This is a genomic window from Pseudomonas sp. AC193 (genome assembly GCF_979258075.1).
Genome location: NZ_OZ409832.1, coordinates 1,212,501 through 1,226,485, shown reverse-complemented (window position 1 = coordinate 1,226,485; position 13,985 = coordinate 1,212,501). Strand labels below are relative to the sequence as shown.

At 58.1% G+C, this 13,985-nt stretch carries 9 protein-coding genes and 2 rRNA genes (1 of these 11 only partly in view); 2 read left to right on the top strand and 9 right to left on the bottom strand.

The features are described from left to right. Positions 1-29: 29 nt before the first annotated feature. The 3 genes from ACZZ0D_RS05790 to ACZZ0D_RS05780 form a co-directional block, all read right to left on the bottom strand. Complete coding sequence (locus ACZZ0D_RS05790; RefSeq protein WP_463552656.1) at positions 30-1,055, bottom strand: histone deacetylase family protein; 1,026 nt, start codon at positions 1,053-1,055, stop codon at positions 30-32. 154 nt (positions 1,056-1,209) lie between these two features. After that, positions 1,210-2,439 carry a Zn-dependent hydrolase gene (locus ACZZ0D_RS05785; protein WP_463552655.1) on the bottom strand — a complete coding sequence of 410 codons (1,230 nt, stop codon included), beginning with the start codon at positions 2,437-2,439 and terminating at the stop codon, positions 1,210-1,212. A gap of 22 nt (positions 2,440-2,461) precedes the next feature. After that, complete coding sequence (locus ACZZ0D_RS05780) at positions 2,462-3,772, bottom strand: MFS transporter (protein WP_053122125.1); 1,311 nt, start codon at positions 3,770-3,772, stop codon at positions 2,462-2,464. 159 nt (positions 3,773-3,931) lie between these two features. On the opposite strand from ACZZ0D_RS05780, the gene ACZZ0D_RS05775 reads away from it, so the two are divergent. Next, positions 3,932-4,867, top strand: a complete 936-nt coding sequence (locus tag ACZZ0D_RS05775) for a LysR family transcriptional regulator (protein WP_053122127.1) — start codon at positions 3,932-3,934, stop codon at positions 4,865-4,867. Here the strand turns inward: ACZZ0D_RS05775 and ACZZ0D_RS05770 are convergent. Genes ACZZ0D_RS05770 through ACZZ0D_RS05760 form a run of 3 tightly spaced genes read right to left on the bottom strand, consistent with a single transcriptional unit; the run spans position 4,861 to position 7,840 of the window. After that, complete coding sequence (locus ACZZ0D_RS05770; RefSeq protein ID WP_463552654.1) at positions 4,861-5,790, bottom strand: 2-hydroxyacid dehydrogenase; 930 nt, start codon at positions 5,788-5,790, stop codon at positions 4,861-4,863. The two genes, ACZZ0D_RS05775 and ACZZ0D_RS05770, sit on opposite strands and share 7 nt — an antisense overlap. After that, the gene (locus ACZZ0D_RS05765; RefSeq protein ID WP_463552653.1) at positions 5,787-6,542 is read right to left on the bottom strand and encodes a class II aldolase/adducin family protein; all 756 of its coding nucleotides are present in this window, start codon (positions 6,540-6,542) and stop codon (positions 5,787-5,789) included. The genes ACZZ0D_RS05770 and ACZZ0D_RS05765 overlap by 4 nt, the downstream gene beginning before the upstream one ends. Continuing rightward, complete coding sequence (locus tag ACZZ0D_RS05760; protein WP_159814326.1) at positions 6,539-7,840, bottom strand: MFS transporter; 1,302 nt, start codon at positions 7,838-7,840, stop codon at positions 6,539-6,541. The genes ACZZ0D_RS05765 and ACZZ0D_RS05760 overlap by 4 nt, the downstream gene beginning before the upstream one ends. A 156-nt stretch (positions 7,841-7,996) precedes the next feature. Between ACZZ0D_RS05760 and ACZZ0D_RS05755 the strand changes: the two genes are divergently transcribed. Next, a complete protein-coding gene (locus tag ACZZ0D_RS05755) occupies positions 7,997-8,956 on the top strand; it encodes a LysR family transcriptional regulator (protein WP_172680132.1) in 960 nt (319 codons plus the stop codon). Between the two features lie 12 nt (positions 8,957-8,968). On the opposite strand, the gene mrdA is transcribed toward ACZZ0D_RS05755, so the two are convergent. The 3 genes from mrdA to ACZZ0D_RS05740 all read right to left on the bottom strand — a co-directional run. Then, complete coding sequence (gene mrdA, locus ACZZ0D_RS05750; RefSeq protein WP_463552652.1) at positions 8,969-10,861, bottom strand: penicillin-binding protein 2; 1,893 nt, start codon at positions 10,859-10,861, stop codon at positions 8,969-8,971. Positions 10,862-11,085: 224 nt separating this feature from the next. Further along, positions 11,086-11,201, bottom strand: a 5S ribosomal RNA gene (gene rrf / locus ACZZ0D_RS05745). Positions 11,202-11,357: 156 nt separating this feature from the next. Beyond that, positions 11,358-13,985 (bottom strand): 23S ribosomal RNA (locus tag ACZZ0D_RS05740) (it continues 267 nt past the right edge of the window).

Sequence of the window (13,985 nt, the reverse complement as noted above, 5' to 3'; positions counted from 1 at the left end):
CGAAGACTATCGGTCAAACAACCCAAATATCAGATCTGCCAAACCTCACCATTCACAAAAAACGCCCGGGCATTATCCTCAAGACTCTCCAGGTGATACCCACCCTCTTGCACAATCAAACACGGCAACCCAAGCCCGCGAATCAACTCACCCAAGGTGGCAAACCCTTCACGCGTCACCGCCACTTTGCTCTGCGGATCCAGCTCATAAATATCGAACCCCAACGACAGCACCAGCACCTCGGCACCAAACTTACGCACCGCCGCCAACGCCACATCGAGTTGCCCAAGGAAATCCGCTTCACTCGCACCATGCGCCATCGGCAGATTGAGATTGAAGCCCTCCCCCGCGCCCGCACCGCGTTCTTCGGCAAACCCGGCCACGCCCGGATAGAAGTTGGTCGGATCGCCATGCACCGAGACGTAGAGCACGTCATCGCGGTCGTAGAATATTTCCTGAATGCCCTGACCGTGATGCATGTCGGTATCGAGCACCGCGACCTTGGCGAACTTGTCACGCAACACCTGCGCCGCCACCGCCGCGTTGTTCACATAGCAAAAACCACCGGCGGCTTCGGCACGAGCGTGGTGTCCCGGCGGGCGGCACAGCGCGTACGCCGCCGGCTCGCCATCGATCAACGCCTGCGCGCCCGCCACCGCGCTTTGTGCCGACCAGTACGCCGAACGCCAGGTCTGCTCGCCGACCGGGCAACTGCCGTCGGCGAGATAGCGTGCGGCCTGCGCGAGGATGCCGCGCAGGGCATTGGGTTCGCGGACGAAGATGTTCGACATGACTTCATCGCCCCAGTCTTCGGGGATTTCTTTCCATCGGGCGTGCGCTTCCTGGAGGAATGTCAGGTACGGCGCGCCGTGTACCGCGAGCAATGGCGCGAGGCCGGCGTCGGTCGGTTGTACGACGCTGAAGCCCAGATTGTGCGCGGCTTGCACCAGACGCTGCGCGCGCTCGGGGACTTCCTGCGGCGTGCGCATCTGGCCACGGGAGTAATAGCTGCGTGGATGGTGGAGCAATTGTTCTGGGTGGAAAAAACTGCGCATGGGATGGATTCCTGTCAGTTAATACAAATCTTCAAAATGACCGATTTCAACTGTAGGAGTGAGCCTGCTCGCGATAGCGGTCTGTCATTTGACGTTGATGGTGGCTAACACGGCCCCATCGCGAGCAAGCCCGCTCCCACATGGGGATTGGGGACTACCGGGAGATTTCAGCGCGGGCGAGGACGGCGTTGAGCAACACATCGGTGCCTTGGCGCACATCCTCGGGCAGCACATCTTCGGCCTCGTTATGGCTCAAGCCGCCGACGCACGGAATGAACACCATCGCCGTCGGGCAGTATCGCGCTAGCAGAATCGCGTCATGCCCGGCGCCGCTGACAATCGATTGCTGAGCGTAGCCCAGCGCATCCACCGCCGATTGCACCGCCGCCACACAATCGGCGTCGAACGGCGTGGCCGGGCTGATCCAGTGCGGGGTGATCGTCACGCTCAAACCCCGCGCATCGGCGATCGCCTGCAAACGTGCGCGCACTTGTTGTTCCATCGCGGCGATAGCGTCGTCACGGTGATGACGCAAATCGACGGTGAAATTCACCAGCCCGGGAATGGTGTTGCGCGACGATTTATTGATGCTCAGTTCGCCCACGGTGGTGAGCCCCTCGGGCGCAAAATCTGCCGCCAGTTCTTCAATCGCCTGAATCATCCGTGCCACGCCGTACAAGGCATCCTTGCGCAACGGCATCGGCGTGGTGCCGGCATGCGCGGCCATGCCTTCGACGCGCACATCGAGCCAGCGGATCGCTTGGCCACCGCTGACCACACCGATGCTTTTCGCGTTGTCTTCAAGGATCGGGCCTTGCTCGATGTGCGCTTCGAAATAGGCATCCACCGCACCTCCCAAGGCACGGTCAGCGGCGTAACCAAGGCGCTGCAATTCTTCGGCAACGCTGATGCCGTTGGCGTCGAGCACCGCCAGTGCGGCCTGCAAATCCATGATCCCGGTGAACACCGCCGAGCCGAACATCGCCGGAGTAAACCGCGCGCCCTCCTCGTTCGTCCACACCGCGATTTCCAGCGGTTTGCGGGTTTTGATGTTCTGGTCATTGAGGCAGCGCACCACTTCCAGACCGGCCAATACGCCGTACACGCCATCGAAGCGGCCACCTTCCGGTTGGGTGTCGAGGTGACTACCCATCATCACCGGCGCCGCGTCCGGATCGGTGCCGGGACGACGGGCGAACAGGTTGCCGATGGCATCGACACTCAGCGTCATGCCCGCTTCGCGGCACCAGTGGGCGAACAGTTCGCGGCCTGCTTTGTCTTCGTCGCTCAACGCCAGACGGCAGCTGCCACCGCGTGCGGTTGCGCCGATTTCGGCCATCGCCATCAGGCTCGCCCACAGGCGTTCGCCATTGATCTTCAACATGAGGTGCTCCTGGAATCCGAGATTAGATTGAGGCCATTTCCGCGCGATGAGCGCTGGCATGGCGGCGTGCGAGGGACAACACGCAGATCAGCGAAACCGCAGCGATCAGGCTGTAGAACACCGCCAGCGGCCACCACTGACCGGTGAACTTGTGCGCGAGCATGGTGCCGATCAGCGGCGTCAGACCACCCGCCACCGCTCCGCAAATCTGATAGGCCAGCGAAATCGCGGTGTAGCGCACGCGGGTCTCGAACATGCCGCTGACGTACCCGGCGATCACCGCGTAAAACGACGCCATGCACACCACCGCCAATGCGATGCCAAGAATGATCAGCGGCGCCTGCGCCGAACTCACCAGGACAAACATCGGATACGGCGAGGCCATCGCCAGCAACGACACCAGACACAGGAAACGCGTGGCGCCGATCTTCTCCGCTGTCCATGCCGCCAGCGGCTGAATGCAAAACTGAATGATCGCAACGACGAACAGGCATTCAAGAATCAACGAACGCGGCAGCGCCAGTTGCTGAGTGGTGTAGGCGATCATGAAGGTGTTGGTGAAATACACCCCGGCAATGCCCAGCGTGTTGGCGCCGATGCACAGCAACAGTGGGCGCCACGCGGTGCGCAGAACCTCCATCACCGGCGCTTGCTCCTTACGGGTTTCCTTGCTCGCCTTCTCGCGGCTGGCGAGGAATTCCGGCGACTCATTCACGCCCAGACGAATCGCCAGACCGACCAGCAGTAACAACGCGCTGGCGAGGAACGGCAGACGCCAACCCCAACTCATCAAATCTTCTTCGGGCAAACGGGTCACCGCGCTGAATGCCAGCAGCGAGAGGATCAAACCCGCCGGGCTACCGAGTTGGGCGAAGGACGCGAAGAAGTTGCGCCGGCCCTTCGGCGCATGTTCGCCGGCCATCAACACCGCCCCGCCCCACTCGCCACCGACGGCGATACCCTGGACGACGCGCAGCAGAATCAGCAGCACCGGCGCGGCCACGCCGATCTGGGCGTAGGTCGGCAGCAGACCGATGCACACGGTGACCACGCCCATCATCAGCAACGTGATGATCAGCGATTTCTTGCGGCCGATGCGGTCGCCGATGTGGCCAAAAATGATCCCGCCCAACGGCCGCGCAAAAAAGCCCACGGCGAAGGTGCCGAAGGCGGCCATGGTGCTGAACAATGGATCATCGGAAGGGAAAAACAACGCGCCAAACACCAGCGCGGCGGCGGTGGCGTAGATGTAAAAGTCGTACCACTCAATCATGGTGCCGATAAAGGCAGCGGCTGCCGCACGGCGCGGCTGGTTGGAAGCTTGGGGCTTCATGGTCGGGCTCCTTTGATTGTTTTTTTGGCAGGAGGAAAACGCTGGGGCAAGGCACTCTGGCGGTGCTTGTCTGGAAGTGATTTATCGTCTCGGGGCTATGATTAGTCAATTTTCTATTTATTATTCCGACTATTACACCAACTTATAATCGAGGCCACGATGGCTGAGCGCGATGTACAACGTCTGCTGAATGATCGTCTGGACTGGAACCTGTTGCGCACCTTCCGCGTGATCGGTCAGGAGCTGAGCATCAGCCGCGCCGCCGCGCGTTTGCACCTGACGCAACCGGCGGTGAGCCAGGCACTCAAGCGTCTGGAAGAACAACTCGGCCGGCAACTGATCGCCCGGCGTGGCCCGCGCTTTGCCCTGACCGAAGTCGGCGAGCAGATCTTCGAACTCGCTGGCGAGATTTACGGACAGGTGTCACAGGTCGGCGGATTGCTCGAACAGCCGGCCGACGAAGTGATCGGTAAAGTGCGCCTGTTGATCATCAGCCGGATCTTCTCCGACCGGTTCGATGACTTTCTTGCCGACTTCCATCGCCAGTACCCACGGGTGGATCTGGAGGTCGATGTGATGCGCAGTTCCGACATCGTCAGCGCCTTGCAGGAGAAAACCGCGACCCTCGGCCTGAGCCTCAATCGCCGCCCGCAACCGCGTCTGGAGCAGCGTTTGTTTCTGCGGCAGCGCTATGCGTTTTTCTGCGGCAAGCACCATGAATTGTTCGGTCGCGAGGACGTCAGCGAAGGCGATTTGCAGCGCGAGAATTTCGTCAGTTTTACCAGCGACCAAATTGGCGGAATGCTCTCGCCGTTGACGATTTTTCGGGATCAGCAGGGTTTCAGCGGACGCATCGTCGCGTCCTCGCCGAGCCTGGAGGAAGTCCGACGACTGGTGATCGCCGGGTTCGGGATTGGTTGTCTGCCGGAGCATGTGGTGGCGGCCGACGTTGAGGCGGGATTGCTCTGGCGACTGCCGCCTCACGAAGGGATTGCCGATGTCGACATCCATTTACTGTGGAACCGCGACCAGCGCATGAGCCGCGCCGAGACGCTGTTTATCGAACGTTTGCAGGCGTGTCTGGCGACTCAATAACCCAGCGTTCTGTCGGCGCTGTTGAGTAGCTCTTCCCCCGAATTCAGTCGGCGGAAGTTCTCCGCAATCTGCTCGGCGATGCAGTCGTGAGACGCTGCCGAGGCCATGTGCGGGGTGATCGTTACACCGGCGGTCGTCCAGAGTGGATGGTCGCTGGGTAACGGTTCCTGATCGAAGACGTCGAGTATCGCGCCACACAGTTTCCCTGTTTGCAGCGCCTGTTGCAGATCCTCGATATTCAGGTGTGCGCCGCGTCCGACATTGACCAGTGCTGCGCCGTTGGCCAGGTGTTCGAACGTGGTTTGATTGAGTATGCCGCGCGTCTCGTGGGTCAGTGGCAACAGGTTGATCAGCAGCTCCACGTTGTGCAAAAACGCCGTGAAGGTTTTCGAGCCGGCGAAGGTCTGCACACCCGGCAGATCCTTGGTACTTCGCGCCCAGCCACGGACGTCATAACCCGCTTTGGTTAAATCCTCAGCGATGGCGCTGCCGAGGGATCCCAGGCCCATGATCCCGATCCTGAATTGACTCGCCGAGCGTTGCTGCGGCCGCTCCCAGTGCTGGCGTTTTTGCTGTTGCAGCACCTGATCAAATCCCCGGTGGAAGTGAATCACCGCCCAACGCACATACTCCGTCATGCCTTGCCGATGACCGGGATCGACCACCCGGCACACCGGCAGATCCGGGCACGACGGATCGTGCTCCAGATGATCGATACCGGCGGCCACCGAGTGAATCACTTGCAGATTGGGCAACGCCGCGAGACTCCCCGGCAGCGGAAACCAGCACGCCGCGATCTGTGCATCAAGCGCTCGCGGGTCATCGGCCAGCACTGCCGTGAGGTGCGGCGCGCTGCGTTCAAACGCAGCCTGCAATTGCTTGAGCAACAGCAAGTCGCGGGACAACAGTGCAACGGTATTCATGACAGATAGGACTCGCGCTGGGAATCGATCAAGGTCAAAGCGGCCGCCCAGGCCAGGTCGATGATGTTGTCCTGTTCATCGCGGTCGAACTGTTCAGCGGTGTGCGCGCAGACTTCGTGGGACGGATAATGCAGCTCCGAACCACCGGCCAATGCCTGCACTTGCGCCTGACAGGCACGCTCGAGAAAGTGGATTTCCTGAAAGGCCTGAGCCACACCCGAACCACCAACCAGCAAACCGTGATTGCGCAAAATCATCGCGCGGTGCGGGCCGAGGTCGGCGATCAAACGCTCGCGTTCATCCAGCGACAGCGCGATGCCTTCGTAGGTGTGATAAGCCAGTTTTCCGTAGAACTTCAGCGCGTGTTGGCTGATCGGCAGCAAGCCTTGTTTTTGCGCAGCGACGGCCATCCCGGCGGCGGTGTGCGTGTGGATCACGCAGTTCAGATCCGGGCGCGCCATGTGGATCGCCGAGTGAATGACGAAGCCTGCGGCGTTGACCCGATGACCCGCATATTCGGGGTCGACGATGTTGCCGTTCTGATCGATGCGCACCAGATCCGAGGCGCGCATACGGTCGAAAATCACCCCGTAGCGGTTAATCAGAAAATGATGTTCAGGGCCGGGAATACGCAGGGTGATGTGCGTGTCGATCAAGTCGGTCATGCGGAAATGCGCGATCAAGCGATACAGCGCGGCGAGCTCACAGCGGGCTTGCCATTCGATCGGATCGATGTGGGCAGGTTTACTCACGAATACACCTCTTTGTTGGAATGCAGAACGACCGGCGCGGCACGCAGCCGAGCGAGGCCGCAAACACCGATCAGCGACACGGTCGAGAGCAATGTGAAGAACACCGCCAGAGGCAGCCATTGCCCGGAAAATTTGCTGGCCAGCAGCGTGCCGATCAAAGGCGTGGTGCCGCCGGCGAGCGCGCAGCTCAGTTGATAGGCGATGGAAATCCCCGAGTAGCGCAGATGCACCGGGAAGGCCTGAGTCATGTAACCGGCAATCACTGCGTACAGCGCCGACAGGATCACCACCGCGACGGCAATGCCGAGGGTCATCAGCAAGATGTTTTGCGTGCCGACCAGCAGGAACATCGGGTATGGCGTGACCATGCACAGCAACGCAACCAGCGTCAGGAAGCGGCCTTCGCCAATGCGTTCGGCCAATAGCGCCGACAGCGGTTGCGAGAGCAGTTGAATCACCGTGACCAAGAACAGGCAATCAAGAATCGTCGCCCTCGAAATGCCTTGATATTGGGTGACGTAGGTGATCATGAACGTGTTGGTGAAAAAGAACCCGGCCGAGCCAATGGTCACCGCAGCCGCCGCGAACAGAATCTGCCGCCAGCACTGACGGATCACGTCTTTCACCGGGTATTTCGAGGTTTCGTTGTTCTCTTTGGCCTTGGCGAATTCCGGCGATTCATGCACGCCGGAACGGATCATCAAACCGACCATCATCAGCACGCCACTGGCGAGAAACGGCAGACGCCAACCCCAGGCGAGAAACTCTTCCGGCTCCAGCGAAGTGACGAGGCGGAAGGCGATCAAGGCCAACAACAATCCGGCAGGACTGCCGAGTTGAGCGAAGGATGCGTAAAAGGTTTTGCGCTTGGCCGGCGCATGTTCGCTGGCCATCAACACTGCCCCGCCCCACTCGCCACCAACGGAAATCCCTTGGATCAGGCGCAACACGATCAAACCGATCGGCGCCCATATGCCGACGCTGGCATAGCTCGGCAGCAAGCCGATACCGGCAGTCGCCAGGCCCATCAGCGCCATCGTCACCAGAAGCATTTTCTTGCGCCCGAGACGGTCGCCCAAATGACCGAAAACCATCCCGGCCATCGGTCTGGCGATGAAGCCGACGGCGAAGCTGCCGAAGGCTGCGAGCGTGCTGGTGACGGGATCTTCGCTGGGGAAAAACACTTGCCCAAGCACGAGTGCGGCGGCAGTGGCGTAGATGTAGAAATCGTAGAATTCGATGGTCGTGCCAATGAAGGCAGCGGCCGCGGCGCGACGCGGCTGAGCGGTGGTGTGCATGCAAGGGCACCTGTGTATTTATCGTTTTTTTGGGCAGGTTTCAGGCGGCTGACGGTCACGCTCTGTGGCGCTTGTGGGCTTTATCGCTTCCGTGACAGGATTAGTCAATTTTCAAAAACTTAACGCTAGTATTAGCCCTGCTACTACATGGAGTGTTTGATGTCCTCTTCCAACCCTTGGGTCGGTCGGCGCTTTCTCAATGATCGGCTGGACTGGAATCTGCTGCGCACCTACCTGGTAATCGGCCAGGAAGGCAGCATGAGCCGCGCCGCTGCGCGCTTGCACATCACCCAGTCGGCAGTGAGTCAGGCATTGAAACGCCTCGAAGAACAACTGGAATGTGTGCTGATTGCGCGCAGCGGACGGCGCTTTGATCTGACCGAAACCGGCGAGGAAGTCCTGCGTATCGCGGCGGATATTTATGGCGATATTTCACGACTGGGTACAGTCATCGAGCATCGCCATGATGACGTGGTCGGCAAGATCCGCATCCTCACGGTCAGCGGTGTGCAGGCGCGGCACTACGATGATTTTCTGGCGGACTTCCATGAAACCCATCCGAAAATCGAGCTGGAAGTCGAGGTGATGGGCAGCTCGAACATCATCAGTTCACTGCTGCAAAAAACTGCCACGGTGGGCGTTGGCCTATGTCGTCTCGCGCAACCACGGCTTGAACGGCGGGTGTTGTTTCGCGAGACCTACGCGTATTTTTGCGGGCAGCGCCATCGGTTGTTCGGGCAACAGAATCTGTCGCTTGAGGAATTGGCGGCGGAGAACTTCGTCAGCTTCACCAGTGATCAGCTCGGCGGCAATCTATCGCCGTTGACGCTGTTTCGCGATCAGCAAGGGTTCACCGGCAAGATCGTGGCGTCTTCCACCAGTTTCGAAGAGATATACCGATTGATCTGCGCCGGATTCGGCATCGGTTGTCTGCCGACGCACTTGGTGCGGCGCGACGTCGAGCAAGGTTTGCTGTGGCGGTTACCACCGGAGGACGGCGTAGTGGATTTCGATATCGAGCTGCTGTGGAATCGCGAGCAGAAGATGACTCAGGCCGAGACCGTGTTCCTCGACAGCTTCCAGCACATGCTCAGCTTGCGTGAGCCTGTGCTGTGAAGCTGTAATCGATCAAACGTGCGGATCGCCTGGCGCTTTGGCTGGCGCCGCGTATTGCGGCTTGAGATGGCCATCCTGATCAAGTAGCCAGGCATCCATGATCTGCCGCACCACAGGGCCTGCGACTCGGCCACCGGCCTCACCGTTTTCGATCATCACTGCAATCGCGATTTTCGGATGCTCGGCCGGCGCGAAGCCGACGAACAAGGCGTTGTCGCGATGGCGCTCGAGGGTTTTCTCGCGGTTGTAACGCTCACCCTGCTTGATCGCGACCACCTGCGCCGTACCACTCTTGCCGGCAATGCGGTACTGCGCACCGGCCGCTGCTGCACGAGCAATGCCTCGCGCATCGTGCATCACCATTTGCATACCGTGGTTTACCTGCTCCCAATCGCGCGGGTCTTTGAGCAGGATGTTCGGCATCGGGTTCTCATCGACCGGTGCCGCGCCATCGACGGTTTTCGCCAGGTGTGGACGGTTCCACACGCCTTTGTTGGCGATCAGCGCAGTGGCCTGAGCCAGTTGCAGCGGCGTGACTTGCATGTAGCCCTGGCCAATACCGAGGATCACGGTTTCACCCGGGAACCAGGCTTGGCGGCGGGTGGCGCGCTTCCAGGCTTGCGACGGCATCAAACCGGGCGACTCTTCGAACATGTCCAGCGAGACCTTTTCGCCGAGGCCGAACATCGCCATGTAGTCGTGCAGGCGATCAATGCCAAGCTTGTGTGCGAGGTCGTAGAAGTAGGTGTCATTGGAACGCATGATCGCGGCGTCCATGTCTACCCAGCCATCGCCGCTGTGGTTCCAGTTGCGGTACTTGTGATCGAAGTCCGGGAGTTGGTAGTAACCCGGATCGAAGACGCGGGTCTGCGGCGTGACGACGCCGGCATCGAGACCGGCGATCGCCACTTCTGGTTTGATCGTCGACCCCGGCGCGTAAAGACCGCGCAGCACGCGGTTGAACAGCGGCCGGTCGATAGAATCACGCAGCGCCGAATATTCCTTGGAGCTGATGCCGGTCACGAACAGGTTCGGGTCGAAACTCGGGTTACTGACCATGGCCAACACTTCACCGGTGGCCGGGTCGAGCGCTACTACGGAACCGCGACGATCACCCAGTGCCGCCTCAGCGGCTTCTTGCAGGTGAACGTCGAGGCTGAGAACGATGTTTTTACCCTGTACCGGATCCGTGTGCTTGAGTACACGCAGCACTCGGCCCTGGGCGTTGGTTTCCACTTCTTCGTAGCCGACGTGGCCGTGCAGCTGGGCTTCGTAGAAACGCTCGATGCCGGTCTTGCCGATGGATTGCGTGCCGCGGTATTCGACCGAATCGAGGGTCTTGGATTCTTTTTCGTTGATACGACCGACATAGCCGATCGAGTGGGCGAAATGCGCACCGAGTGGGTAGTGGCGGACGAACTGCGGTTCAACATCGAGCCCGGGCAAGCGGAACTCGTTAACGGCCAGAACGGCGATCTGCTCTTCGGTCAATTCATAGAACAGCGTCACCGGCGTGAACGGATGACGCGACTGCTTCATCGCCTTGTCGAATACCGTGCGGTCTTCGGCTGGCAGGTGCAGGAGGTTGATGACCTCATTCAGCTCTTCATTGACGTCGGTGGCGCGTTCGCGGGTGATGATCAGGTTGTAACTGGGACGGTTGTCAGCCAGCAACACGCCATTGCGGTCGTAGATCAAGCCGCGTGTGGGCGGGATCGGCAAGACGTGGACGCGGTTGTTTTCGGAAATGGTCGAGTGGTAATCGAACTCGACCACTTGCAGGATGTACAGGCGCACCACCAGGGCACAGCTGACTGCAAAGACGAACAGAGCACAGGCGATCAACCGTTTGTTGACCAGACGTGTCTCTTTTTCGTGATCCTTGATCGGGATAGGTTCAGGCATTTCTACAGCAACTCTTTGACATAAATTAATGCCGTTCCTTGGGCATGACATCAGTCCGTTAAAAAACGAGCTGCACCATACCAAAAACTGCCCGGTCACTTCAGAACGTTTTTCTCCAATGGCAGGTCTTGCGACGGTCGGAACGGTCTCAACGCGTCGTGAAAACTTTCCTGCGGGCAAAACAAAACCCCAACTGCTTTCGCAATTGGGGTTTCGGAATTTAATCTTGACGATGACCTACTCTCACATGGGGAAACCCCACACTACCATCGGCGATGCATCGTTTCACTGCTGAGTTCGGGATGGGATCAGGTGGTTCCAACGCTCTATGGTCGTCAAGAAATTCGGGTACTGAGTCGTGGCCAGATGGCCTCGCTTCAGCAAATTGGGTATGTGACAGCTTTCGGTGTTTGTGAACATCGAACTTTCGGTTCGTTTCGTCTTCACACACCGCAATCTGATGCTCTTTCGAGTAGTCAAATTGCTTGGGTGTTATATGGTCAAGCCTCACGGGCAATTAGTATTGGTTAGCTCAACGCCTCACAGCGCTTACACACCCAACCTATCAACGTCGTAGTCTTCGACGGCCCTTCAGGGAACTCAAGGTTCCAGTGAGATCTCATCTTGAGGCTAGTTTCCCGCTTAGATGCTTTCAGCGGTTATCTATTCCGAACATAGCTACCCGGCAATGCCACTGGCGTGACAACCGGAACACCAGAGGTTCGTCCACTCCGGTCACTCTCGTACTAGGAGCAGCCCCTCTCAAATCTCAAACGTCCACGGCAGATAGGACCGAACTGTCTCACGACGTTCTAAACCCAGCTCGCGTACCACTTTAAATGGCGAACAGCCATACCCTTGGGACCGGCTTCAGCCCCAGGATGTGATGAGCCGACATCGAGGTGCCAAACACCGCCGTCGATATGAACTCTTGGGCGGTATCAGCCTGTTATCCCCGGAGTACCTTTTATCCGTTGAGCGATGGCCCTTCCATACAGAACCACCGGATCACTAAGACCTACTTTCGTACCTGCTCGACGTGTCTGTCTCGCAGTCAAGCGCGCTTTTGCCTTTATACTCTACGACCGATTTCCGACCGGTCTGAGCGCACCTTCGTACTCCTCCGTTACTCTTTAGGAGGAGACCGCCCCAGTCAAACTACCCACCATACACTGTCCTCGATCCGGATAACGGACCTGAGTTAGAACCTCAAAGTTGCCAGGGTGGTATTTCAAGGTTGGCTCCACGCGAACTGGCGTCCACGCTTCAAAGCCTCCCACCTATCCTACACAAGCAAATTCAAAGTCCAGTGCAAAGCTATAGTAAAGGTTCACGGGGTCTTTCCGTCTAGCCGCGGATACACTGCATCTTCACAGCGATTTCAATTTCACTGAGTCTCGGGTGGAGACAGCGCCGCCATCGTTACGCCATTCGTGCAGGTCGGAACTTACCCGACAAGGAATTTCGCTACCTTAGGACCGTTATAGTTACGGCCGCCGTTTACCGGGGCTTCGATCAAGAGCTTCGCGTTAGCTAACCCCATCAATTAACCTTCCGGCACCGGGCAGGCGTCACACCCTATACGTCCACTTTCGTGTTTGCAGAGTGCTGTGTTTTTAATAAACAGTCGCAGCGGCCTGGTATCTTCGACCGGCATGAGCTTACGGAGCAAGTCCTTCACCCTCACCGGCGCACCTTCTCCCGAAGTTACGGTGCCATTTTGCCTAGTTCCTTCACCCGAGTTCTCTCAAGCGCCTTGGTATTCTCTACCCAACCACCTGTGTCGGTTTGGGGTACGGTTCCTGGTTACCTGAAGCTTAGAAGCTTTTCTTGGAAGCATGGCATCAACCACTTCGTGTTCTAAAAGAACACTCGTCATCAGCTCTCGGCCTTAAGATCCCGGATTTACCTAAGATCTCAGCCTACCACCTTAAACTTGGACAACCAACGCCAAGCTGGCCTAGCCTTCTCCGTCCCTCCATCGCAATAACCAGAAGTACAGGAATATTAACCTGTTTTCCATCGACTACGCTTTTCAGCCTCGCCTTAGGGACCGACTAACCCTGCGTCGATTAACGTTGCGCAGGAAACCTTGGTCTTTCGGCGTGGGTGTTTTTCACACCCATTGTCGTTACTCATGTCAGCATTCGCACTTCTGATACCTCCAGCAAGCTTCTCAACTCACCTTCACAGGCTTACAGAACGCTCCTCTACCGCATCACCCGAAGGTGATACCCGTAGCTTCGGTGTATGGTTTGAGCCCCGTTACATCTTCCGCGCAGGCCGACTCGACTAGTGAGCTATTACGCTTTCTTTAAAGGGTGGCTGCTTCTAAGCCAACCTCCTAGCTGTCTAAGCCTTCCCACATCGTTTCCCACTTAACCATAACTTTGGGACCTTCGCTGACGGTCTGGGTTGTTTCCCTTTTCACGACGGACGTTAGCACCCGCCGTGTGTCTCCCATGCTCGGCACTTGTAGGTATTCGGAGTTTGCATCGGTTTGGTAAGTCGGGATGACCCCCTAGCCGAAACAGTGCTCTACCCCCTACAGTGATACATGAGGCGCTACCTAAATAGCTTTCGAGGAGAACCAGCTATCTCCGAGCTTGATTAGCCTTTCACTCCGATCCACAGGTCATCCGCTAACTTTTCAACGGTAGTCGGTTCGGTTCATCCAGTTAGTGTTACCCAACCTTCAACCTGCCCATGGATAGATCGCCCGGTTTCGGGTCTATTCCCAGCGACTAGACGCCCTATTAAGACTCGCTTTCGCTACGCCTCCCCTATTCGGTTAAGCTCGCCACTGAAAATAAGTCGCTGACCCATTATACAAAAGGTACGCAGTCACAGAACAAAGTCTGCTCCCACTGCTTGTACGCATACGGTTTCAGGATCTATTTCACTCCCCTCTCCGGGGTTCTTTTCGCCTTTCCCTCACGGTACTAGTTCACTATCGGTCAGTCAGTAGTATTTAGCCTTGGAGGATCGTCCCCCCATATTCAGACAAAGTTTCTCGTGCTCCGTCCTACTCGATTTCATGACTAAGAGATTTTCGCGTACAGGGCTATCACCCACTATGGCCGCACTTTCCAGAGCGTTCCGCTAATCTCAAAGCCACTTAAGG

Coding starts and splice junctions, on each gene's coding strand:
- ACZZ0D_RS05790 (WP_463552656.1), bottom strand. CDS start 1,055: ATGCGCAGTTTTTTCCACCCAGAACAATTGCTCCACCATCCACGCAGC.
- ACZZ0D_RS05785 (WP_463552655.1), bottom strand. CDS start 2,439: ATGTTGAAGATCAATGGCGAACGCCTGTGGGCGAGCCTGATGGCGATG.
- ACZZ0D_RS05780 (WP_053122125.1), bottom strand. CDS start 3,772: ATGAAGCCCCAAGCTTCCAACCAGCCGCGCCGTGCGGCAGCCGCTGCC.
- ACZZ0D_RS05775 (WP_053122127.1), top strand. CDS start 3,932: ATGGCTGAGCGCGATGTACAACGTCTGCTGAATGATCGTCTGGACTGG.
- ACZZ0D_RS05770 (WP_463552654.1), bottom strand. CDS start 5,790: ATGAATACCGTTGCACTGTTGTCCCGCGACTTGCTGTTGCTCAAGCAA.
- ACZZ0D_RS05760 (WP_159814326.1), bottom strand. CDS start 7,840: ATGCACACCACCGCTCAGCCGCGTCGCGCCGCGGCCGCTGCCTTCATT.
- mrdA (WP_463552652.1), bottom strand. CDS start 10,861: ATGCCTGAACCTATCCCGATCAAGGATCACGAAAAAGAGACACGTCTG.